The following is a 20,038-nucleotide window of genomic DNA, read 5'->3' on the forward strand; positions in this document are numbered from 1 at the left end:
GAAATTAGCCACCTGGCTAAGTTAAAGGCAGAAGGCCTTTATTTTTTTGCCCAAATTTGAATGAGTAAAACAAAAAATAGGCTTTTAGAAGAATTTTACTTCTAAAAGTCTATTTGTCTACAGTCTGCGGCAGCTTAATTAAAGCTGCCGAACTTCTGACAAAAGCGAGTTGGCAAAGATTCATTTATTTTTGCAGACTTTGTAGAGCCCGCATGTCGATAATTTCCACATTTCCATCAACGGTTCCGCTGGCGGTTTTCAAAACTAGATTTTGAAAGCGGGGATTTAATTCTAACACCGGTTCCTCAGCAAAGTAATTGCTGGTGTATTCCTTAATATAAAGGTCGCCGATGGGGGAGGTTAAAGCCGTTGGATAGTCCTTCAAATCACTATCTTTTGCGACTACTAAAACCCGAAAACTGGTATCTAAAGAGCAAACACCGAATTTTGAGAAACTGCCGACACCATCGTCTAAATCTAATAATAGTTTAGCATCCTGTTGATAGGGTGCTAATTTTTTTTCAACTTCTGGACTCATTTTGATTTCCATTGTAAAACCCCCTGTGAGTTTATACATTCTATTAAGTACAGCTATATCCTACTCTTTTTAAGCAGCAGACTCTAATAATCTGCTTATAAAACCAAAGCTAATCAGCAAAGCTATCTCTTGTTGCAGATTTGCGGTATAATAAAAAAACAATTTGCAGCTTTTTTGGGAGGCGTTGAAAATGAACGGGATAGGGATTTTTTTAGCGCTGTGGGTCAGCTTTAGCGGACTGACAGCTTGGTTCCAATGGCGCCAGCAGCCACAGCAGGTTTGGCTGAAGCTTGGCGGCTTGAATTTGGCATTTTTAGCAGCCAGCCTCTTCATTTTTTCAATATTTTCAACAATTGCTGGCTTTGCAGAGCAGGCTTATAATAGTATCTTTTTGATGATTTTCGCTCTGTGTATCAGTTTAGTGCTGGGACTTGCAAATCTTGGTATTCTTGGCAATTTTTACGGGAGTTATTCTGCAGCAGCTATTTTACAGGTCAAAAAAAGTAGCCACTTGATGAGTATCACGAGTTTTAGCTACTTGACGGTGGTCAGTTTAGCCGCGTATTTTTGGCTGGACAATCACAGCGGCCTGAGATTTGCATTGTTGGCGTTGGTGCTGACTGGCCTATTTATTTTTTCTTACGTACAACGCTATCAATTAAAAAATTAATATCATGAAGCTCTGTTGGGTTTGCTTCACGAATTTTTTTTCAAATCAAATGAACAGGATTTTTTCAGGCGCCAATGCCTTTTGATAAGGCTTGGCTGACCTGATTATCCACTTGATTGAATAAGTTTTCGTCAGGCAAGAGACAGCGCTTTTTTTGTTTGAAGAATTATTGATTGACAAGCTGTTTAGTAAACAGTAAATTGAAATAAATTAATACCTGACAGGTGTTTTTTTTATAAGGGGGAATCAACCATGGAGAGTACACAGTTATCTAAACGCAATCTTTGGTCATTTTCAATCGGTACTGTCGGTCGAGATATGGCGGCCGCCGGATTATTTGTCAACTATCTCTTAAATTATGTGTTGTTTACTAAAACTTTAACGGCGGCCCAATTTTCTGTGATTACCGTTATTATGGTGGCGGCCCGCTTTTTCGATGCGGTCATTGACCCGATTTTGGGGAATGTGATTGATGCTTCCCATAGTAAGTGGGGAAAATTCAAACCTTTTATTTTAGCCGGGGTCATCGGAACAGCAATTATCGTCAGTCTGTCTTTTTCATCTAATTTGCAGGGCTGGCCCTACGTTATTTTCTTTGGCATCATGTATTTTCTTTTTAGTATTTTCTTTTCGATTAACGACATTGCCTATTGGGGCATGATTCCCGCTTTGACAAAAGATCAAGACGGTCGCAATCGCTTGATGTCTTTAACCAATTTGATGGCGGGCATCGGGGCCTTCTTAACGGCTTTGATTGTGCCGACATTTACCGTCGGCAGTTTGGTAATCGGCGGCAGTGCCGTAACCGGTTATGCAGCTATCGGGATTGGCTTTTCTTTAATTATGCTCTTGACGCAGGCTATTACATTATTTGGCGTTGAAGAACCGCCAAGACCTGCGGTGAAAAAAGAAACCACGAAAATCAGCGTAAAGGAAATTGTTCATATTATCTATCGCAATAAACAAGCCTTGTGGAGCGGCGTAATTTTATTTGTTTATATGTTGGTTACCACTTTAAGTACAACGCTGGTTTCCACTTATCTATACTTTAGTTTTGGTTACAACGGCTTATTGGTGACGATTTTTAATATCGTCGGACAAGTTGCCGGCGCCCTAGTCTTTATTATGTTTCCCGCCATTTCTAAAAAATTCAATCGCGATACTTTAATTAAAATTGCCACAACGATGTCGTTAACCGGTTATTTCCTCTTATTGGCAGCTGGTTGGATTTTACCAAACAGTCTGGAAATGACCAAATTAATTATTCTGGCATTGGTTAATATTTTGCCAGCAGTTGGTAATGGCGTCTTTTATCTAATTATTATGATTAGTATTGCCAATGGGGTTGAATGGAATGACTGGAAATTCGGCACCCGCAATGAAGGCATTATTTTTTCAGTGCGACCCTTTGTAACGCAATTAGGCATGGGCTTAGGTCAGTTCGGAACCATGTTAGTTTATCTGGTGATTGGCGTGCTTTCCACCACTAACCAAATTTCTGATTTGGAAAATCAAGCGGCAGCCGGTACGATTTCCGCCACCGCCAGAGAAAGTATGATTCAACAAATTCTAAATGCCACACCGGAAATCAAAGGCCGTTTGCTGTTAATTTTCTTAACGGTGGTGCCTTTAATTGGTATCACGATTGCCTATACTATTTATAAGAAAAAAGGCATCATGACCGAAAGTCAATTTGCGCAAATTACTGAGGAAATCAAAGAACGGGATGCCAAGGCGGAAGTAGCAACCTCCACTAATCCTGAAGGTGATATTCATGCTTAAAATTATTTTAATTATTGTCCTGCTATTGGCAGCTGTGCTGCTTTTTGCGGCCCATAAACTATTTACAATCGCTTTTTTGAAAACAACCAATCGGGCAGAAACGATGGAGTCCGACCACAATCGGATTGATACCCCGGAGGATGCTCTATTGCAACCAGTCTTGGATAAAAAAGCGGAGTGGTTGGCCGAAGCTACTGAAGAAATGGTCAGCATCACCAGCCAAGACGGTCTAAAATTGAAGGGCTTCAGCTATTCTTTAGCTCAGCCAAGCAAACGCTGGGGCATTTTAGTCCACGGCTTTGACAGCCGCCACGAAGAAATGTTTGATAAGGCGCCTTATTTTAAAGACTTAGGCTTCAATGTGCTGCTGCCGGATTTGCGGGCCCATGGCTCTAGTGAGGGCCGCTACATCGGGTTTGGCTGGCCGGATCGCAAAGATATTCAGCTGTGGATTGACTTTATTTTACAAAAAGAGCCTGAAGCGGAAATTATTTTATATGGAGTTTCCATGGGCGGGGCAACCGTGATGATGACCGCCGGTGAAAATTTACCGAGCAATGTTAAAGCAGTAATTGAAGACTGCGGCTATGCTTCTGTGAAAGAAGAGTTGAGCTATCAATTGAAAAATTTGTTCCATGTACCGGCTTTCCCTTTGATTCCCCTCGTCTCAGTTGTCAATAAAGTGCGTCAAGGTTGGTGGCTAGGTGAAGCCAGTAGCACAAAGCAGTTGGCGAAAACCAAACTACCAGCACTGTTTATCCACGGAACTGCCGATACTTTTGTACCTTTCAGCATGTTGGCGGAAAATTATCAGGCGACCCCCACCTTTAAAGAAAAATTACCGGTGGCTGGAGCACAACACGCCATGTCAGGAATTATTGCCGGCGAGGCTTACTGGCAAAAAGTAAAAGCCTTTTTAGATGAAGTAACGGCTTAAGCAATAAGTTGAGTTTTGCCAGTGGCGGAAATAACGATCACTGGCTTGCCACCATCATAAATTGAAAGAGGAGTCACGGATGAAAAAACTGATTAAGCAAGGGTTTGAATTAACCAACGACAATTTATTACTGCAGGAAACACTGTTCCATACAGCTAATGGCTATCTTGGTGTGAGAGGAAATTTTGAAGAAGGCTATCCTCAAGGCTTTTCCTCCAGTCGAGGACAGTATATCAACGGCTTTTATGATGTTGCTGAGATGAAGCAGGCTGAACAGCTATATGGCTTTGTCAATAAAAAAGAAGTGATGCTAAACGTTGCTGATACGCAATCCTTCACGATTGAAATCGGCGGAGAAGCTGTCTCACTTTTTGAAAACGCTACAGATATTTATCGGGAATTAGATATGGAAAAAGGGACAGCCCTTCGTCAATTTACTTGGCACAACCAAGCGGGCCAAAGCTTTCAAATTGCCTTCAAACGGATGGCGTCTTTCGTTGTGTTGCCTTTGTTTACCATTGAATTGACAATCACTTCAAATGAATTTAGCGGTGAAATTAAAATTACTTCTAAACATAATGGCGAGGTCACCAATTTCGCTGATCCTAATGATCCCCGAGTTGCCGCAGAATCCGAGCATTATCTGCGGGTTGTCGGCAATCAGGTGGATGAAGCGCAGGGGATTTCTAAAATCACCGCTAAGACTCAAGTCTCAGATTTAGCGGCTGAAACAATTGTTTTTCACGAGAGTAAGTTACCGTTAACTGAACTTGTGGCAACAGAGGTTGAAAATACGTTTATCTATCAAGGGGAAATTGCTCCTAAGCAACCGCTGAACTTCACAAAATTCAGTCTCTTTCTAGATTCCCGTCGTTATGATTTAGCTAATGCGAGTGAAGAATTAATTGCGGAAGTTAAAGCGGTAGGGCTCAGCGATTTATATCAAAAACAAGCCGCTTATCTGGCGGAATTTTGGCAAAATGCGGTGGCTGAAGTGAGCGGTGACCAATTGTTAAACGAATCTTTGGATTATAGTTTATATAGCTTGTTGCAGTCGGCTGGTAAGGACGGCATTTCCAATATTGCCGCCAAAGGTTTAAGCGGCGAAGGCTATGAAGGTCATTATTTCTGGGACACTGAAATTTACATGATGCCCTTTTTTACCTTAACCAATCCACAAATTACTCAAAAATTGATTCACTATCGCTATAGTATTTTAGATAAAGCCCGGGAAAATGCCCGCATTCTTGGTCATCAGACCGGCGCCCTTTATCCATGGCGCACGATTGCCGGGGCGGAGTCTTCTGGTTACTTCCCTTCAGGCACGGCCCAATATCATATTAACAGCGACATTGCTTATGCCATCATCCAATATTATTTGGCGACCGGGGATCTGCAATTAATTGCCGATTACGGAGCGGAAGTTATTTTTGAAACGGCCCGTGTTTGGTTAGAGGTCGGCCATTTTACCAAGGAACATTTCGTCATCAATGCGGTGACTGGCCCCGATGAATACACTTGCGTTGTTAACAATAATTTTTATACCAACATCTCAGCTAAATACCATTTGGAATGGGCTGGGAAATTTTATCAAGTATTAACCGAGGCAGGTCTTGCTGAAGTCGTTGAGAAAATCGGCTTAACCTCTGCTGAAATCGCCGAATGGCAGCAGGCAGCAGCGGCTATGTACTTGCCTTTTTCAAAAGAATTACAAATTCACGAGCAAGACGACAGCTTTTTAGCAAAACCTGTGATGGAGTTTAAAAACTTGCCGGCTGAGAAGTTTCCACTATTGCTCCACTATCATCCGTTGTATTTATACCGGCATCAAGTAACAAAACAGGCGGATTTAGTCTTGGCCTATTTCTTATACGAAAATCAATTTGAAGAAACGGCCGTTAAACGGGGCTATGATTATTACGAGCCCTTAACGACTCATGATTCTTCTTTGTCTTCTTGCATTTTCAGTATTGTGGCGAATCAGTTTGGCGATAGCGAGAAAGCCTATAATTATTTCGACGAATCTTCAAAAATTGATATCACCAACTCTCATAAGAATACCAAGGATGGTATTCATGCAGCCAATATGGGGGGGACTTATTTAGGACTCGTCTTTGGTTTTGGTGGCTTACGCTTAACCGAAAGGGGCATAAGTCTGCGACCGCATTTGCCAAAAAATTGGGATAAAATGACCTTCAGCTTCCACTATCAAGGTAGCCAATTTTTAGCAGAAATCACTGAAACAACAATCAATTTGACGTTAGTGGCAGGAGCAGCACAATCTGTTATGATTAATGGAGAAAATTATTTAGTTGAAGAAAAAACAGTCATTAAACGAGGTGCTTAAATGAGAGTGTTAACGGAAAAAATCCAGGCAGCTGGTCACGAGGCGGAACTGATTTTATATTTGCAGGACAACTCAGCTGAAATCGACCCGCTGCGCCAGCGGCCGATGATATTAATTTGTCCAGGTGGCGGCTATGAATTTTTATCAGAACGGGAAGGCGAACCAGTGGCGTTGCATTTTCTCAGCTTAGGCTATCAAGCAGCTGTCTTAAAATACAGTGTCGCACCAGCAGTTCGCTATCCAGTGGCTCTAAAGCAACTGGCAATCTCGGTAGCTTTTATTCGTAAGAATGCCGGCGACTTTTTTGTTGATGCCGCAAAAATTACCGTGTTGGGCTTTTCTGCCGGTGGACATTTGGCCGCTTCTTTAGGAGTTAATTGGAATAAGCCGTTACTGGCAGACATTGCACCGGCTGCAGAAATCTATCCGAATGCTTTAGTATTAAGCTACCCAGTGATTTCTAGCGGTAAATATGCCCACCAAAGCAGCTTCCAAGCGTTGCTGGGAGCTGATTATCCAAAAGAAAATGCGGCTGTCTCCATTGAAAAATTAGTCAATCAAGATTTTCCAGCAACTTTTGTTTGGCATACCGTGGCCGATGATGCCGTGCCAGCAAAAAATAGTTTATTGTTGGCGGATGCTTTATATGATACGAGTATTCCCTTTGAATTTCATCTTTATAATCGGGGACTGCATGGTCTAAGCTTAGGGACTGTCGAAACTAGACGCGCCAGCGAACCGTATCAAATACTAGAAGATGTTGAAAACTGGCCGCAGATGGCGGACCGGTGGTTAAAAAATCAATTTGCCAAAAGTTAAATCATGAATCAATTATTCTAAATAAAATGCGTGGCCGCTTTCTTGCTGGCTGCGCATTTTTATTTTTTTGAAAGTGTAGCAGTTGTAAATTTTTTACGTATCTCGTTGAAACTCGTGAAAAAAATCTTTTTGTCAAAAAACCTTGAATTTGTTTTAGAAACCGTTTGCAATATGGTTAACCGGTAAACCAGAAGGTGAAAGATTATGAAAAAACATGTCACAATTCAAGAGGTTGCTAACCGTGCTGGCGTTTCTAAAACGACCATCTCTAGATATTTAAATGGCAAATTTGGCAACATGTCTCTTGATACAAAAAGAAAAATCCAATTAATTATCGATGAATTAGACTATCGTCCCAGCAAACAAGCGCAGGGATTAAAATCAAATAAAAGTTGGTTAATCGGTTTACTCGTAGCCGATATTGCCAATCAATATACAGCCTACATTATTAAAGCCGTGCAGGACGCTTTAATGGACACCGGCTATCAACTGCTAATCATGAACACAAATAATTCTGAAGCAGAGGAGCAGCGGGCCATTCAAAAATTAATTGATCAAAATATTGACGGCATTCTCTTGCAGCCAGTTGCAACCGAGCTGACTGCTTTTCAACAAATTATAGATCAAGAAATTCCGACGGTCCTAGTCGATCGTTCCTTAAATATCGATCGCTGGACGACAGTGCAAACCAATAATATTCAGGTTTCCAAAAAGATGACGGAAATTATCGTTGCAAATGGCTATCAAAAAATTATCCACGTCAGTGAAGCTATCGGCGATATTAGTCCGCGGGCCGAACGCTATCAAGGCATTCGGCTAGGGACTTTAGATACTAATTGTCAAGTGGAATTGTTGGAACTGCATCATACTGGTAAGGGACAAGATATTGTCGAGTTTTGTAGTGGGCATGAGTTCACTGAAAAGACCTGTTTCTTTGCAGCCAACGGGAATGCAATGTATGAAGCAGTCGTCGGCTTGAATAATTGTCAGTTAAAATTTCCGACAGATTGCGGTTTGGCCGGCTATGATGACTGGTTTTGGGGAGAATTAATTCAACCGGGAATCACTACGATTCACCAACTCCCTGAGCGGATTGGTGAGCGGGCGGTTGAAGTTTTAATGCAGGAGATTGAGATTCCTCAACCAACAGAAACGATTGAAATTGCTGCTGAAATTCATTTGCGGGGCTCATTGTAAATAACGAAGGAGAGAAAACATGGGAAATATTTTTGTGAACACAATTGTCAAAGAAGGAACTCCTTATCAAGACCAGACAGCTTTTGTTAAGGCTTTGGCAGAGTTGCCGTTGTCGCTTTCTGGAATTGAAGTGCGGCGGGAGTATTTTTCAAAAATTCCCGCAGAAAAACAGCAAGAATTTTTAGAAATTTTGGAAACCGGTAAACTAAAAAATTGGCAGCTGCGTTATTCGATTCCTGAGCCGCTATTTGTCACAGATGGGCTAAATCCTGACTTGCCAGAATGGCTAGCGGAAGCTGAAAGGCTAGCTGCAGTTTCAATCAAAGTAAATATCGGTAGTTTAGCGGGGCTGCAAAAAGTTTCTCGAGGGCAATTGGAACAGCTTTTGCCAAAAGAGCTGACGGTTACCATTGAAAATGACCAGACTGAAGAAAACGGGAAGTTATCCGCTGTTTTAAAAGCGTTAACAATGGTTGAAGAGCAACAGCTTCCGCTAGGCTACACCTTTGATTTAGGTAATTGGGTGGTGATGGGAGAGAATCCAGAAGCCGCCTTCCAACAAGTAAAAGAAAAAATCACGATTTTCCATTTAAAAAATATTTTTCAAGGTCAGCCGGTTTTATTAGACCAAGGGGAACTAAATTGGCGCAAATTTTTAGAACCTGAGTGGCCAACTGGCATCGAGTATCCCATGAGTTTAACGGAGCTGGAACAAGAATATCAAAAAGTACAGGAGGTTATTGAAAATGGGTAAAGTGCTGACAATCGGCGAGCCGATGGCGATGTTCATTGCGCAAACACCGGAGAAATTAAAACATGTAAAATCTTTTGACCGCTATGTTGCAGGAGCCGAGGTCAACGTTTCAGTAGGCTTGGTTCGCTTGGAACATGAGGTGACCTACGTGACGGAATTAGGCCAAGATCCTTTTGGCGAACACATCGTTGAATTTTTAGCGGCAGAAGACATTGACACTTCCTTGATTGAAATTAACCCTGAATATCCGACTGGTTTTCAATTGAAAAATAAGGATTCTAAAAATGATCCAGAGGTTATTTATTTCCGTAAAGGTTCGGCCGCTTATCACATGGGAATTGAGCGGGCAGCGGAAATCGATTTTTCGGATATTGATATTTTTCATGTGACGGGCATTTTGATGGCCTTAAATGATGGGACTTATGAGTTGATGGAAGGACTCATTCAAAAAGCAAAAGCCCAAAATACAATTATTACCTTTGATCCAAATCTGCGGCCGACCTTGTGGGGCAGTCGAGAGTTAATGACTGAACGAATCAATCATATTGCTGAGTATGCAGACTATGTTTTGCCGGGAATCGGTGAAGGCTTTATCTTAACCGGGCGAACAGAGCCGAATGAAATTGCCGATTTTTATTTGGACTTAGGAGCTAAGGCAGTCATCATTAAACTCGGTTCAAAGGGTGCTTATGCCAAATGGCGGGATTTAGCTGGCGATCACAGTCTCACGCAAGCTGGCTTTAGAGTCGAAGCTGTTGATACTGTTGGTGCAGGTGATGGCTTTGCAGTGGGGGTTGTCAGCGGCCTTTTGGAAGGGCTACCGATGAAGGAACTATTGGTTCGGGCGAACGCAATTGGAGCGATTCAGGTCAGCCATATCAGTGATAATGAAAATCTACCAACGAGAGAGCAACTAGCAGATTTTATTCAAAATCATCCAGAATAAAAGGAGGAAGGCCATGAAGATACAAGTAGCAATCGATCGCGTAACTTTAAGTGAGGCTTGTCTGCTGGTAAATCAGCTGCAAACAGCCGACATCATCGAGTTGGGGACTTCCTTAGGCAAAGATTATGGCCTGCTATCAGTGACAGAAACCAAAAAAATTGCCGGCTCAGCCAAAATATTAGCCGACATTAAGACGATTGATGAAGGGGAATATGAATTCCGCCAATACTTTGCCGCAGGTGCTGATATTTTGACAGTGATGGGGGCGAGTGCCCTTGAAACTTTAGAAATTTGTTACCAAGTTGCAGAAGAATTAGGCAAAGAAATGATGATTGACTTACTGGAATGCTCAGCAGAAAAAATTGCCCGGATTGCGCATTTTGAAAAGGCGATTTACAGTCTGCATTTTGCTAAAGACAGTCAAAAGCCCGTTTCAGTTGTTGAAGAAGTCCAAAATTTTAAGACCCGCTTTCCACAAATTAAGCGGACGGCACTAGCTGGCAGTTTAACTTTAGAAAAGGTTGCTGAATTAAAAGATAGCGGCTTAGAAATTGCGATTGTCGGCAGCAGCATTGTTAAAAGTCCAGAACCACAAAAGGAACTGGTGAAATTTAAGGAGGTTCTAAAATGAAGGATATGGAGATTATCCTCAAAGAGATTGATCAGGTGATTGCTAAGCTCAATCCAGAAGAAGTGCAGGCGGCCATTGATTTATTAAATCAAGACCAGCGGATTTTTGTTTTAGGGGAAGGTCGCAGCGGACTGCAGGGGAAGGGATTTGCGATGCGGCTGATGCATATCGGTCTGCAGGTTTATGTAATCGGCGAAACAACGACCCCTTCTGTGCAAGCCGGTGACTTACTTGTAGCAATTTCTGGTTCGGGAACGACGAGTGCAATTGTCAGTCTGACTACTAAGGCCAAGGCTCAAGGCGTCAAGATTTTAGCAGTGACTAGTAAAGGCGATTCGCCACTTGGGGAGCTAGGGGATGTAACGCTTGTGATTCCAGGCGCGACTAAAACGAAGAGCGGTCTACCTTCGATTCAATTATTGAGCAGTTTGTTTGATCAAACCTTGCATATCACCTTGGATTATATCTGTCTGCAGCTAAGTAAGCTGAAAAATGTCAGCAACGAAGTGGCCAAGCAGCAGCATTCAAATATGGAGTAATCGATGGATTTTTACGGAAAAGCCAATCGCTTGAAAGCATTACTAGAAAAGACTTGGCTCTTTTTCCGTAACAATAGAGTAAACCAAATTTCAGCAGGAATTTAAAATTATGGAGGAGCGAGAATATGGATTTTATTATTGGAATTATTTTGTTGATTAGCTACTTTCTCTTGATTCGTTTCGCTGCAAAGGGCGGGAACCTCATGGTAGGTTTCTTCGTAATGGCAATTGTATGGGTCTTCTTTAGTATTATCGGTGGTCAATTAACTTGGGATCAGGCGATGATTGAGGTGTGGCAGGGCGGCCCAGAAAGCTGGGGGGCAACAGCCGTTATCGTAATTTTCGGTAGCTGGTTCGGCCGTATTTTGATTGAAACTGAAATCGCTTCCAGTTTGATTAAGAAAACTGTCGAGCTGAGTGGGGAAAATCCTTTATTTACAACGATTCTTTTATGTATTGTCACCACCTTGATTTTTACTTCAACTTTTGGCGCCGGTGCAGTTGTGGCCATCGGAATTATCGTTTTGCCAATCTTAATGTCATTGGGTGTGCCGAAACCGTTAGCGGTAACCTCCTATCTGATGAGTGTCGGTAGCGGGATGTATGTCAACATTGTATTGTTCAAGCAGATGCAGGGGATTTTTACTGATTATGCTTATGATTGGAATTATTTAAAATTTGGTTTCACCGCTTTAGGCGTGCAAACTTTGATGGTTATTTTAATGTTGATTTTCGGTTTGCGGAAAAAGAAAACCTTCAACATGGCTTCGTCAGTTGAAGATATCGAAGATGAAAAAGATATTCCGATTTATGCCTTGATTACGCCAGTGATTCCAGTATTACTAGCGATTGTTTTTGGCTGGCAACCAATTCCGGCCTTTATCGTAGCGTCATTATACGCATTGGCAGTTTGTGGAAAACTGCCGAATTACAAAGAAGGTACTCGATTAATTACTAGAACCTTCTATGATGGGGTTGTCGATGTGGCTTCACTACTAGGTTTTCTATTTATTTTACCAATGTTTAATAAGGCTTCTGGGATTGCGGCGCCGTTTTTCCAAGCGGTTTTAGGGGACTTTATTCCAAGTAGCGCGTTGATTCTCTGTATTGCCTTTGCCATTTTAATTCCGTTGGGGCTTTTCCGGGGTCCGTTGACAATCTTCGGTGCTGGTAGTGCAACAGTTGGTATTTTGCAGGCAATGGGTATTTTCCCTGTCAGCTTATTATTCCCACTGATGTACATTCCAACAATTGCCATGAACTTATCGACGTGTCCGACCCAATCATGGAACTTATGGGCCTTGAATTATTCCAAAGTCGGCGCCAAAGAGTTTATGATGACAGGGGTACCGTGGGGCTGGTTAGCCGGGGCAATTAACGTGATGGTTTGTTACTTCATGTTCGCATAGAGAGGAGATTTTCAATGAAAAGAGCAATTCGTGTCGGAATCGACGTAGGTGGCACCCATACGAAAGCTGTCGCAATTGATGGGGATACCTTTGAAATAGTTGGAATTGGTTCAGTTAAAACGACCCATGATGATGAGTTGGGAGTTTCCGCTGGTGTAGTGCAGGCTTTTGAAAAATGTTTGACGCAAAATAACATCTCTCCAGATGAGGTGATGTTCATCGCCCATAGTACCACACAAGCAACCAACGCCCTTTTAGAAGGGGATGTGGCGGTAACGGGTGTTATTGGCATGGGCAATAGCTTTTTAGCTAAACGCCAATCAGTGATTAAAGATATTATTTTAGATGAAACCGGTAAGCGCCGGATTGAAACCCATAATAAATATATTCCTTTAAAAAAATTCTCTAAAGACGTCGCCAAACGGACAATGGAGGAATTGTTAGGCGAAGGAGCCGAAGTTATTGTGGCTTCCAAAGCCTTTGGGGTGGACAACAAGCGGCAAGAAGAAGAAATCGCCGCTATCGGTAAGGAGATGAATGTTGAAGTTTCACAGGCTTCAGATATTAGTAAGATGTATGGTTTATCCAAACGGACTCGAACTGCGGTAATCAATGCTTCAATTCTGCCAAAAATGTTTGAAACGGCCGATAGTACCGAAGACAGTGTCCGCAAAGCCGGTATCAAAGTTCCGCTGATGATTATGCGGGGGGATGGCGGTGTTATGGACATTAATGAAATGCGCAAGCGGCCGGTATTGACGATGCTCTCCGGCCCGGCAGCCTCAACAGTTGGCGCTTTGATGTATCTTAAAGCCTCCAATGCGATTTTCTTTGAAGTTGGTGGTACCTCAACCGATATCGGGGTAATTAAAAATGGTCGGCCGATGATTGATTACTCAGTAGTTGGCGGACATAAAACATTAATTAGTTCCCTGGATGTTCACGTTTCTGGCGTGGCCGGCGGCAGCATGGTGCGGGCCGACAAGACGAGCGTTGTGGCGGTTGGACCACGGTCAGCCCATATTGCTAAACTGCCGTATGCCGCTTTTTCAAAGCCAGAGGAGATTATCAATCCTAAGGTTGTCCATATTCAACCTTTAGAAAATGACCCTTCTGATTATGTCGCAATTGAATCAGAAAGTGGACAGCGATTTGCCATCACGGTAACCTGTGCTGCCAATGTCTTGAAATTGGTGAAGGAAGGGGATTATTCTTTCGGGAATTATGAAGCCAGTTACAAAGCGATGGAGGCCTTAGCTAAGGATATCGGCAAATCAGTGGAAGAGACTGCCACAGAAATTATGGAACGGGCTTCAGATGTGGTAATCAAAGTGATTAATTTCTTAGCAGACAAACATAAAGTGGAACGGGATCAAATTTCTCTAGTTGGCGGTGGTGGCGGAGCAACATCCTTATTGCCATATACAGCCAAGAAAATGGGCCTAGGTTATGACATTGCCCAACACGCCGAGGTTATTTCTTCGATTGGCGTGGCTTTAGCGATGGTTCGTGACGTGGTAGAACGGGTAATTCCTAATCCAGCGCCACAGGACTTAGAGGATATTCGTAACGAAGCGATTCAATCAGCAACGAAATCCGGTGCTTCTCCTGAAACCATCGAAGTCCAAATGGAAATCGACTCACAGACTAATAAAGTGCGGGCAATTGCTACGGGTTCGACAGAAGTTAAAACAACTGATTTATCAGCTAGTGTTGATGAAGCTGAGGCGAAGACATTGGTAGCTAAATCAATGCAGGTCAGTGAAGAAAAAGTTTATCTAGTGGCTGAAAATGAATATTTCTTCTGCTTTGGTACGATGAAAGGCACGAAGGATGAGCAGCAGGAATTACGGATTATTGATAAAAAAGGCTTTATTAAGATTCAACGGGCTGATGGCGAAGCAACGAAAACAACCGTCGGCGGTATTCGCAATGTCGTGGATAAATATTGGGAAGATTTGGCAGTCTATAAGAGTGATATCAAGCTGGCACCAGATATTTATCTTTGTATTGGAGCGAAGGTCGTGGATTATACCGGGATGCTGGAGCTTTCTCAATTGCACATGGTGATGGATACTGAATTGATGCAGCATGGTGGTCGGGAAGAGGTCATCGTTGTGGGCGCCCGGAACAATCTATGATCGGCGAGTTATGGCGAGCCTTCAAAGGCTTGCCAGAGGAAAAACTGCAGCTATTGCAGCTGCAGGAAAGTGCCTCCTTTAAAAAGATTCCCTCCGCTGAGATTCCTGAGCTGATTGCCAAAGCAACAGTAGATGGCAAAAATTTAGCGGTGAGTGTGCAGCAAAAATTCCCCGACTTCAGCTTGGCTGAGATTTTAAAATCTCAGCAGGTGAAGGTTAGCTTTGCTGAACTGCCAATTTCTGAAAAATTTATCTCACTGGGGGCCTTCGAGCTACCAAACCAGGTTACGATAAATCAGAGCTTTCAAACAAAAGATGCCTATTTTAAAAAGGCTGGCCTACCAGAGCTGCTTTTTGAAAACTGGCAGCAGGTAGCAATCGCCCATGAGCTGTTTCATTTCTTTGCCGAGCCAGAGGAGCTCTTTGTTAAATCTTATCGGCTATCACTATGGAGTCTGGGCTTTTATCAGCACCAGACAAGTGTAGGAAGTCTTGAGGAAATTGCGGCTATGGTTTTTGCTAAAGAACTTTTACAGCTAAACTATTATCCTTATCTGTTGAATCTCTTTTTACCAGCGGCTTTTTATCCGGAGGAAGCTGAGGGGCGACTAACTAAACTATTCAATCGCATTAATTAATCTAAAATCCGCAGAATCAGCTGTTCTCAGCCGGTCCTGCGGATTTTTTATTGCTTATTTATGCTTTTGCAGGCGGCGTTGCTGCCGTTGTTCTTTTTGCTGTAAATAGGCGAGCTCTTTTTGCAATTTCTGATAATTTTTTAGTACCTCAGCTGGTAACTGGCCGGTGGTGATGGCCTTTTTGACAGCACAATTTGGTTCCGTCAAATGCTGACAATTTTTAAAGCGACATTGCTGGGCAAGTGCATCGATTTCATGAAACTGTTGCTCAAAGCCTTCACTTTGCTGTGCGGCTAAACTGATTTCCCGCATACCCGGGGTATCGATAAGCATTGCGCCATTTGCCAAAAGAAAAAGCTGTCGGCTAGTTGTCGTATGCCGCCCTCGATCATCGTCGAGGCGAGTGCTTTGGGTAACTTGTTTTTGTTCCCCTAGCAATTGGTTTAATAAGGTTGATTTGCCAACACCAGAAGAGCCAATAAAAGCGGCAATCGAGTGCGCTTTTAAATAAGGTGCAAATTTTTTGCGGTTGTCCTCTTGACTAGTAGTTAAAATCACTGGGACACCGACAAAACGCTGGTGCAAGTCGGCTTCAATCTGAGTGATTTCTGCAGCGTCCAATAAGTCAGTTTTGGTAATGACTAAGACGGGAATAGCACCACTATCCCACACAATAGTCAGATAGCGATCTAAACGGGAAAAATTCAAATCCTGATTGCCGCTGGTGGTGATAAAAACAGTTTCAATATTAGCGGCAATTCCTTGTTCATCTAAGCGGTTGCCAGCAACTTTGCGGGCTAAAAAACTTTTCCGCGGTAAAATTTCTTCAATTAAAAATGCCTCTTGGTCATAGAGACGACCTCTGACATAATCGCCGACAATCGGAAAATCAGCGGGGGCGACTAGCTTCTGTCGCAGGCTGCCGGATACTTTTCCTTTAACCGGGTCAGTCGACAATAAAATCTTTGCGATATCCTGTCCTTGAAAAATCACAATACCAATGTTTTTTTCCTCCATAAAGCCTCCTAAATTTTGCGGAGGTTTACACTAAAAAGGGAAACCTCCAATTTTTATTGCAGTAAATTTACTCATGATACATTTCCCCTTTCAAAAAAAAGTTATTGGTTTTGTATTACCAAGTTTAAGTATAAAGATAGTTTCAAAATAAAACAATCGTTTTGTTAACGGATACAATTTTTTTATCTGGATGTAGTCACGAAAGGAATTTCGCTTGTTTATTTTGTTTCAAAGTTGTATACTAGTAAAAAGAAAATTGTTTACTAAAAAAGGAAGGTGAAGAGATGGTTGGGATTAGAGATGTTGCGAAACGGGCACAAGTTTCTCCTGCCACGGTTTCACGTTTGCTGAATGAAGATCAGACTTTGTCGGTGACTGAAGAAACCCGCCAGCGTGTTTTGGCGGCAGTTAAGGAATTAGATTACCAAGTAAAAAAGAAAATTAAACGTAACGCATCCATTTGTATTATCACGCCGGTGTCTGAGGAAGAAGAAATTGATGACCCTTATTTTCGGGCGATTCGTTTAGGCTTGACACAGGAGGCGCGACAAATGAAAATTGCCGCCAACCGGATTTTCCGACTCAACGAGGACAAACCGCTACCGGAAATTGATGCCTTTGGTGCGGTAATTGTGATGGGGCATTTAGCCAAAGAATTGTTGGCAAAGCTGTATCAGCATAATCCCAATATTATTGTGGTGGACGATCCTTTGGCGGAGGAAAAATACGACATGGTCTATGTCGACATTGCCAAAGCGACTGAAAACCACTTGGATCGGCTTTATGATAAAGGCCATCGCAATATTGCTTTTATCGGCGGTCTGCGAAATAGCATGCAGGAAAATCATAAATTTAAGATATCAGATGATGATATTCGGGCCCAGACTTATCGCGATTGGATGGTGACCCGCGGCTTGAGTGAGAATATCCAAACATACTTAGCTGGCTGGGGGCCTTTAGATGGAATGCGTTTGGCGGAACAATTGATCGAAGACCATCAAGATAAATTACCCACAGCGATTTTAGTTGCAAGTGACCCTTTAGCCGTCGGTGTTTATCGAGCATTGGCTAAAAATGATATAACGATTCCTGATGACATTGCGGTTGTTTCCTTTGATAATGTTGAAGTATCAGAATTTATGACGCCGCCATTGTCAACGGCGGACTTAAAAACCAGCGAGATGGGCAAAGCTGCCATTCGTTTAGCTTCAGAAAAGATTCAAGAGGTCCGTGGTTACCCAATTGGTTTAGTAATACCGGCAGAAATTATTGTTCGAGAAAGTGAATGACAAATCTTAATGAATATTGAATAGAAGCCTTTGAACGCATAAGTTCAAAGGCTTTTTTGATTAGTAAAAAAACTTATGTAATTATTTTTAACAAAATTTGAAGATTCTATGAAAAAACTATTGACAATTAGTTTAGTAAACAATATGTTGTAAACAAGTTAAGTGGAAACGCTTAACAAAAATTAAATGTTTACTATATTAGGGGGACGAAAGAATGAAACGATTTACAAAAAATGTGTTACTGTCGGTTGCAGCTTTGGGATTGGTCGGCGGCTTAAGCGCCTGCGGCAGTTCTTCCAATTCATCCAGCGCTGATAGCGGTTCTTCAGGTGATAAAGAAGAAATTGAATTTTTCTTTCAAAAGCAAGAAATGCTCGACACGATGAAGGAAATTGTGGCAGATTTCGAAGCCGAAAATCCTGATATTACTGTTAAATTAACGAATGTACCTGATGGGGCAACAGTCTTAAAAACTAGAATGGCCAGCGGTGACGTACCAGATGTTGTCCATGTCTATCCTCACCAACAAGATTTCCAAACTTGGGCTGAAAGTGGAACCTTCGCTGATTTAACTGATACAGACTTATTAGATAATGTTAAAGACGGCGTGGCTGAAACCTATGCAATTGATGGTAAAGATTATGCTGTACCGTTATCCAATAATGCTTATGGCATTTTCTACAATGCCACTGCCTTTGAAGAATTAGGCATTGAAGCACCAACGACCTTTGCTGAATTTGAAGAAGATGTTCAAGCGATTAAAGATGCTGGTGAAACACCATTTACAGCAGCTTTATCCAGTGATGCAGCCGGCTTTATGATTGGTTTTGACCAACTAGCTTTTGCTACGACAACTGGCGGCTATGACGAAGCTAATGCTTTCTTGTTGGATTCGCCAAAAGATTCAATTGAAGTCAGCGATCCAGTGATTCAAGAAGTTTTATCTAAATTAGATATCGTGCGGGACAACTACCAAGCGAATGCAGCTGGGGCAGCTTACAATGATTCAATTGCTTCATTTGCTAGTGGCGACGGCTTAATGTTAATCAACGGTACTTGGGCTTTACCAGCAATCCAAGCCTTGGAACCAGATTTTGAAATCCGTATGTTTGCTTTCCCTGGCGATGAAGCTGGTCAAGAATTAACAGCAGGTGCGGCTGACTTGGCTTTGGCTGTCAGCGAAACCTCTGAACATAAAGAAGCATCAGAAAAATTTGTTGAATTTGTGTCTAGTGCAGAAGAAATGCAAAAATACTACGACGTTGACGGCGGCCCAGTTTTAGTGGATGGCGTCGATACAGAAGGTAAATTCCCTGAAACAGAAGGTGTAACTGAGTTGGTTGGTACTGACAATCAAATCGTGTGGTTGGCAAAAGACTGGTCATCAGAAACTGACTTTGGTCTATTGACAGTTGACTACATTTTAAATGGGGATGCAGACCAATTTGTTTCTAGCTTGAACACATTTGTAGATACGATGAAATAATTAAAGATTGAAAGAGGTTAAACCATGAAAAAGAAAAAATCATATAGCTGGGGATACTTATTTATCATCGTCCCTTTGATATTACAATTAATTTTCTTTTATTTTCCAATGTTTCAAGGATTCTTCTATAGCTTCACCGATTGGACTGGCTTAACTCCTGATTTCAATTTTATTGGTTTTGATAATTTTAAAGCAATTTTATCAGATGCAAAATTCACCAGCGCAATCAGCTTTACCGTGATTTTCACGGTAGGGCTGATTGTCGGTGAGATTGTAATCGGTATTTTTATCGCCCGGGTTTTAAATAATAAATTTAAAGGCATCGGTTTTTTCAGAACCCTTTACTTTTTCCCGGCTGTTTTAAGTACGGTGACTCTAGGTTTGATTTTCCGACAAATTTTCAGCTATGGCCTAACGCAAATTGGTCAATCCTTTGATATTGAGTTTTTAAAGGTCAATCTCTTAGCCAATGAAAAAACGGCGATTGCCGCCGTTCTGTTTGTCGCATTGTGGCAAGGAATTGCGATTCCAGTCGTAATCTTTTTAGCTGGTTTGCAAAGTATTCCGACGCAAATTCTTGAGGCTGGTAAAATTGACGGAGCCAATAAATGGCAATCCTTTACCCATATTGAACTGCCATTTTTACTACCATCAATCAGCATGGTCTTTATCATGGCCTTGAAAAATGGCCTGACTGCTTTTGACTTGATTTATTCCTTAACCGGCGGCGGCCCGAGCAATAAGACCACATCAATCGGGCTATTAGTTTACAACTACGCCTTTAAGAGTAATAAATTTGGTTATGCCAATGCCTTAGCGTTAGTCTTATTCTTGATTGTCATGGTGATTTCACTGGTGCAAATCAGAATATCACGGCGTTTTGAAATTTAAAGGAGTG

At 42.0% G+C, this 20,038-nt stretch carries 18 protein-coding genes; 16 read left to right on the forward strand and 2 right to left on the reverse strand.

Annotated features, from left to right (window positions below):
• Positions 1–184: 184 nt before the first annotated feature.
• Complete coding sequence (locus tag ACYSNU_RS05375; RefSeq protein ID WP_461736170.1) at positions 185–550, reverse strand: iron-sulfur cluster biosynthesis family protein; 366 nt, start codon at positions 548–550, stop codon at positions 185–187.
• A 178-nt stretch (positions 551–728) separates the two neighbouring features.
• On the opposite strand from ACYSNU_RS05375, the gene ACYSNU_RS05380 reads away from it, so the two are divergent.
• The 13 genes from ACYSNU_RS05380 (at position 729) to ACYSNU_RS05440 (ending at position 15,348) form a co-directional block, all read left to right on the forward strand.
• Entirely contained in the window at positions 729–1,208 is a 480-nt protein-coding gene (locus tag ACYSNU_RS05380; RefSeq protein WP_461736171.1) for a hypothetical protein, read from the forward strand.
• Positions 1,209–1,460: 252 nt separating this feature from the next.
• Positions 1,461–2,990, forward strand: coding sequence for an MFS transporter (locus tag ACYSNU_RS05385; protein ID WP_461736172.1), 1,530 nt, complete (start codon positions 1,461–1,463; stop codon positions 2,988–2,990).
• On the forward strand, positions 2,983–3,927 hold the full coding sequence (locus tag ACYSNU_RS05390) for an alpha/beta hydrolase (protein ID WP_461736173.1): 945 nt from the start codon (positions 2,983–2,985) through the stop codon (positions 3,925–3,927). The genes ACYSNU_RS05385 and ACYSNU_RS05390 overlap by 8 nt, the downstream gene beginning before the upstream one ends.
• Positions 3,928–4,006: 79 nt before the next feature.
• The gene (locus ACYSNU_RS05395) at positions 4,007–6,274 is read left to right on the forward strand and encodes a glycoside hydrolase family 65 protein (RefSeq protein ID WP_461736174.1); all 2,268 of its coding nucleotides are present in this window, start codon (positions 4,007–4,009) and stop codon (positions 6,272–6,274) included.
• On the forward strand, positions 6,275–7,093 hold the full coding sequence (locus ACYSNU_RS05400; RefSeq protein ID WP_461736175.1) for an alpha/beta hydrolase: 819 nt from the start codon (positions 6,275–6,277) through the stop codon (positions 7,091–7,093).
• 204 nt (positions 7,094–7,297) lie between these two features.
• The gene (locus tag ACYSNU_RS05405; protein ID WP_461736176.1) at positions 7,298–8,290 is read left to right on the forward strand and encodes a LacI family DNA-binding transcriptional regulator; all 993 of its coding nucleotides are present in this window, start codon (positions 7,298–7,300) and stop codon (positions 8,288–8,290) included.
• A 19-nt stretch (positions 8,291–8,309) separates the two neighbouring features.
• The gene (locus ACYSNU_RS05410; protein WP_461736177.1) at positions 8,310–9,044 is read left to right on the forward strand and encodes a sugar phosphate isomerase/epimerase family protein; all 735 of its coding nucleotides are present in this window, start codon (positions 8,310–8,312) and stop codon (positions 9,042–9,044) included.
• Positions 9,037–9,990, forward strand: coding sequence for a sugar kinase (locus ACYSNU_RS05415; RefSeq protein WP_461736178.1), 954 nt, complete (start codon positions 9,037–9,039; stop codon positions 9,988–9,990). The genes ACYSNU_RS05410 and ACYSNU_RS05415 overlap by 8 nt, the downstream gene beginning before the upstream one ends.
• A 13-nt stretch (positions 9,991–10,003) precedes the next feature.
• Positions 10,004–10,621 carry an orotidine 5'-phosphate decarboxylase / HUMPS family protein gene (locus ACYSNU_RS05420; RefSeq protein ID WP_461736179.1) on the forward strand — a complete coding sequence of 206 codons (618 nt, stop codon included), beginning with the start codon at positions 10,004–10,006 and terminating at the stop codon, positions 10,619–10,621.
• Positions 10,618–11,160, forward strand: coding sequence for a 6-phospho-3-hexuloisomerase (gene hxlB, locus ACYSNU_RS05425; protein WP_461736180.1), 543 nt, complete (start codon positions 10,618–10,620; stop codon positions 11,158–11,160). Before ACYSNU_RS05420 ends, hxlB begins: the two co-directional genes overlap by 4 nt.
• A 125-nt stretch (positions 11,161–11,285) precedes the next feature.
• Positions 11,286–12,569, forward strand: coding sequence for a gluconate:proton symporter (locus tag ACYSNU_RS05430; RefSeq protein WP_461736181.1), 1,284 nt, complete (start codon positions 11,286–11,288; stop codon positions 12,567–12,569).
• 14 nt (positions 12,570–12,583) lie between these two features.
• Complete coding sequence (locus tag ACYSNU_RS05435) at positions 12,584–14,710, forward strand: hydantoinase/oxoprolinase family protein (protein ID WP_461736182.1); 2,127 nt, start codon at positions 12,584–12,586, stop codon at positions 14,708–14,710.
• On the forward strand, positions 14,707–15,348 hold the full coding sequence (locus tag ACYSNU_RS05440) for a hypothetical protein (protein WP_461736183.1): 642 nt from the start codon (positions 14,707–14,709) through the stop codon (positions 15,346–15,348). The genes ACYSNU_RS05435 and ACYSNU_RS05440 overlap by 4 nt, the downstream gene beginning before the upstream one ends.
• A gap of 54 nt (positions 15,349–15,402) precedes the next feature.
• Here the strand turns inward: ACYSNU_RS05440 and rsgA are convergent, their stop codons facing one another.
• A complete protein-coding gene (gene rsgA / locus ACYSNU_RS05445) occupies positions 15,403–16,365 on the reverse strand; it encodes a ribosome small subunit-dependent GTPase A (protein ID WP_461736184.1) in 963 nt (320 codons plus the stop codon).
• A 284-nt stretch (positions 16,366–16,649) separates the two neighbouring features.
• Between rsgA and ACYSNU_RS05450 the strand changes: the two genes are divergently transcribed.
• The 3 genes from ACYSNU_RS05450 to ACYSNU_RS05460 all read left to right on the forward strand — a co-directional run bounded on the left by ACYSNU_RS05450 (position 16,650) and on the right by ACYSNU_RS05460 (position 20,031).
• A complete protein-coding gene (locus ACYSNU_RS05450) occupies positions 16,650–17,654 on the forward strand; it encodes a LacI family DNA-binding transcriptional regulator (RefSeq protein ID WP_461736185.1) in 1,005 nt (334 codons plus the stop codon).
• Between the two features lie 214 nt (positions 17,655–17,868).
• Positions 17,869–19,140, forward strand: coding sequence for an extracellular solute-binding protein (locus ACYSNU_RS05455; protein ID WP_461736186.1), 1,272 nt, complete (start codon positions 17,869–17,871; stop codon positions 19,138–19,140).
• Between the two features lie 24 nt (positions 19,141–19,164).
• A complete protein-coding gene (locus ACYSNU_RS05460; RefSeq protein ID WP_461736187.1) occupies positions 19,165–20,031 on the forward strand; it encodes a carbohydrate ABC transporter permease in 867 nt (288 codons plus the stop codon).
• Positions 20,032–20,038: the final 7 nt, after the last annotated feature.

This window comes from Enterococcus sp. LJL120 (assembly GCF_054871765.1).

Coding starts and splice junctions, on each gene's coding strand:
- ACYSNU_RS05400 (WP_461736175.1), top strand. CDS start 6,275: ATGAGAGTGTTAACGGAAAAAATCCAGGCAGCTGGTCACGAGGCGGAA.
- ACYSNU_RS05405 (WP_461736176.1), top strand. CDS start 7,298: ATGAAAAAACATGTCACAATTCAAGAGGTTGCTAACCGTGCTGGCGTT.
- ACYSNU_RS05450 (WP_461736185.1), top strand. CDS start 16,650: ATGGTTGGGATTAGAGATGTTGCGAAACGGGCACAAGTTTCTCCTGCC.
- ACYSNU_RS05375 (WP_461736170.1), bottom strand. CDS start 550: ATGGAAATCAAAATGAGTCCAGAAGTTGAAAAAAAATTAGCACCCTAT.
- ACYSNU_RS05435 (WP_461736182.1), top strand. CDS start 12,584: ATGAAAAGAGCAATTCGTGTCGGAATCGACGTAGGTGGCACCCATACG.
- ACYSNU_RS05385 (WP_461736172.1), top strand. CDS start 1,461: ATGGAGAGTACACAGTTATCTAAACGCAATCTTTGGTCATTTTCAATC.
- ACYSNU_RS05410 (WP_461736177.1), top strand. CDS start 8,310: ATGGGAAATATTTTTGTGAACACAATTGTCAAAGAAGGAACTCCTTAT.
- ACYSNU_RS05380 (WP_461736171.1), top strand. CDS start 729: ATGAACGGGATAGGGATTTTTTTAGCGCTGTGGGTCAGCTTTAGCGGA.
- ACYSNU_RS05455 (WP_461736186.1), top strand. CDS start 17,869: ATGAAACGATTTACAAAAAATGTGTTACTGTCGGTTGCAGCTTTGGGA.
- ACYSNU_RS05440 (WP_461736183.1), top strand. CDS start 14,707: ATGATCGGCGAGTTATGGCGAGCCTTCAAAGGCTTGCCAGAGGAAAAA.
- ACYSNU_RS05420 (WP_461736179.1), top strand. CDS start 10,004: ATGAAGATACAAGTAGCAATCGATCGCGTAACTTTAAGTGAGGCTTGT.
- ACYSNU_RS05460 (WP_461736187.1), top strand. CDS start 19,165: ATGAAAAAGAAAAAATCATATAGCTGGGGATACTTATTTATCATCGTC.
- ACYSNU_RS05430 (WP_461736181.1), top strand. CDS start 11,286: ATGGATTTTATTATTGGAATTATTTTGTTGATTAGCTACTTTCTCTTG.
- hxlB (WP_461736180.1), top strand. CDS start 10,618: ATGAAGGATATGGAGATTATCCTCAAAGAGATTGATCAGGTGATTGCT.
- ACYSNU_RS05395 (WP_461736174.1), top strand. CDS start 4,007: ATGAAAAAACTGATTAAGCAAGGGTTTGAATTAACCAACGACAATTTA.
- rsgA (WP_461736184.1), bottom strand. CDS start 16,365: ATGGAGGAAAAAAACATTGGTATTGTGATTTTTCAAGGACAGGATATC.
- ACYSNU_RS05415 (WP_461736178.1), top strand. CDS start 9,037: ATGGGTAAAGTGCTGACAATCGGCGAGCCGATGGCGATGTTCATTGCG.
- ACYSNU_RS05390 (WP_461736173.1), top strand. CDS start 2,983: ATGCTTAAAATTATTTTAATTATTGTCCTGCTATTGGCAGCTGTGCTG.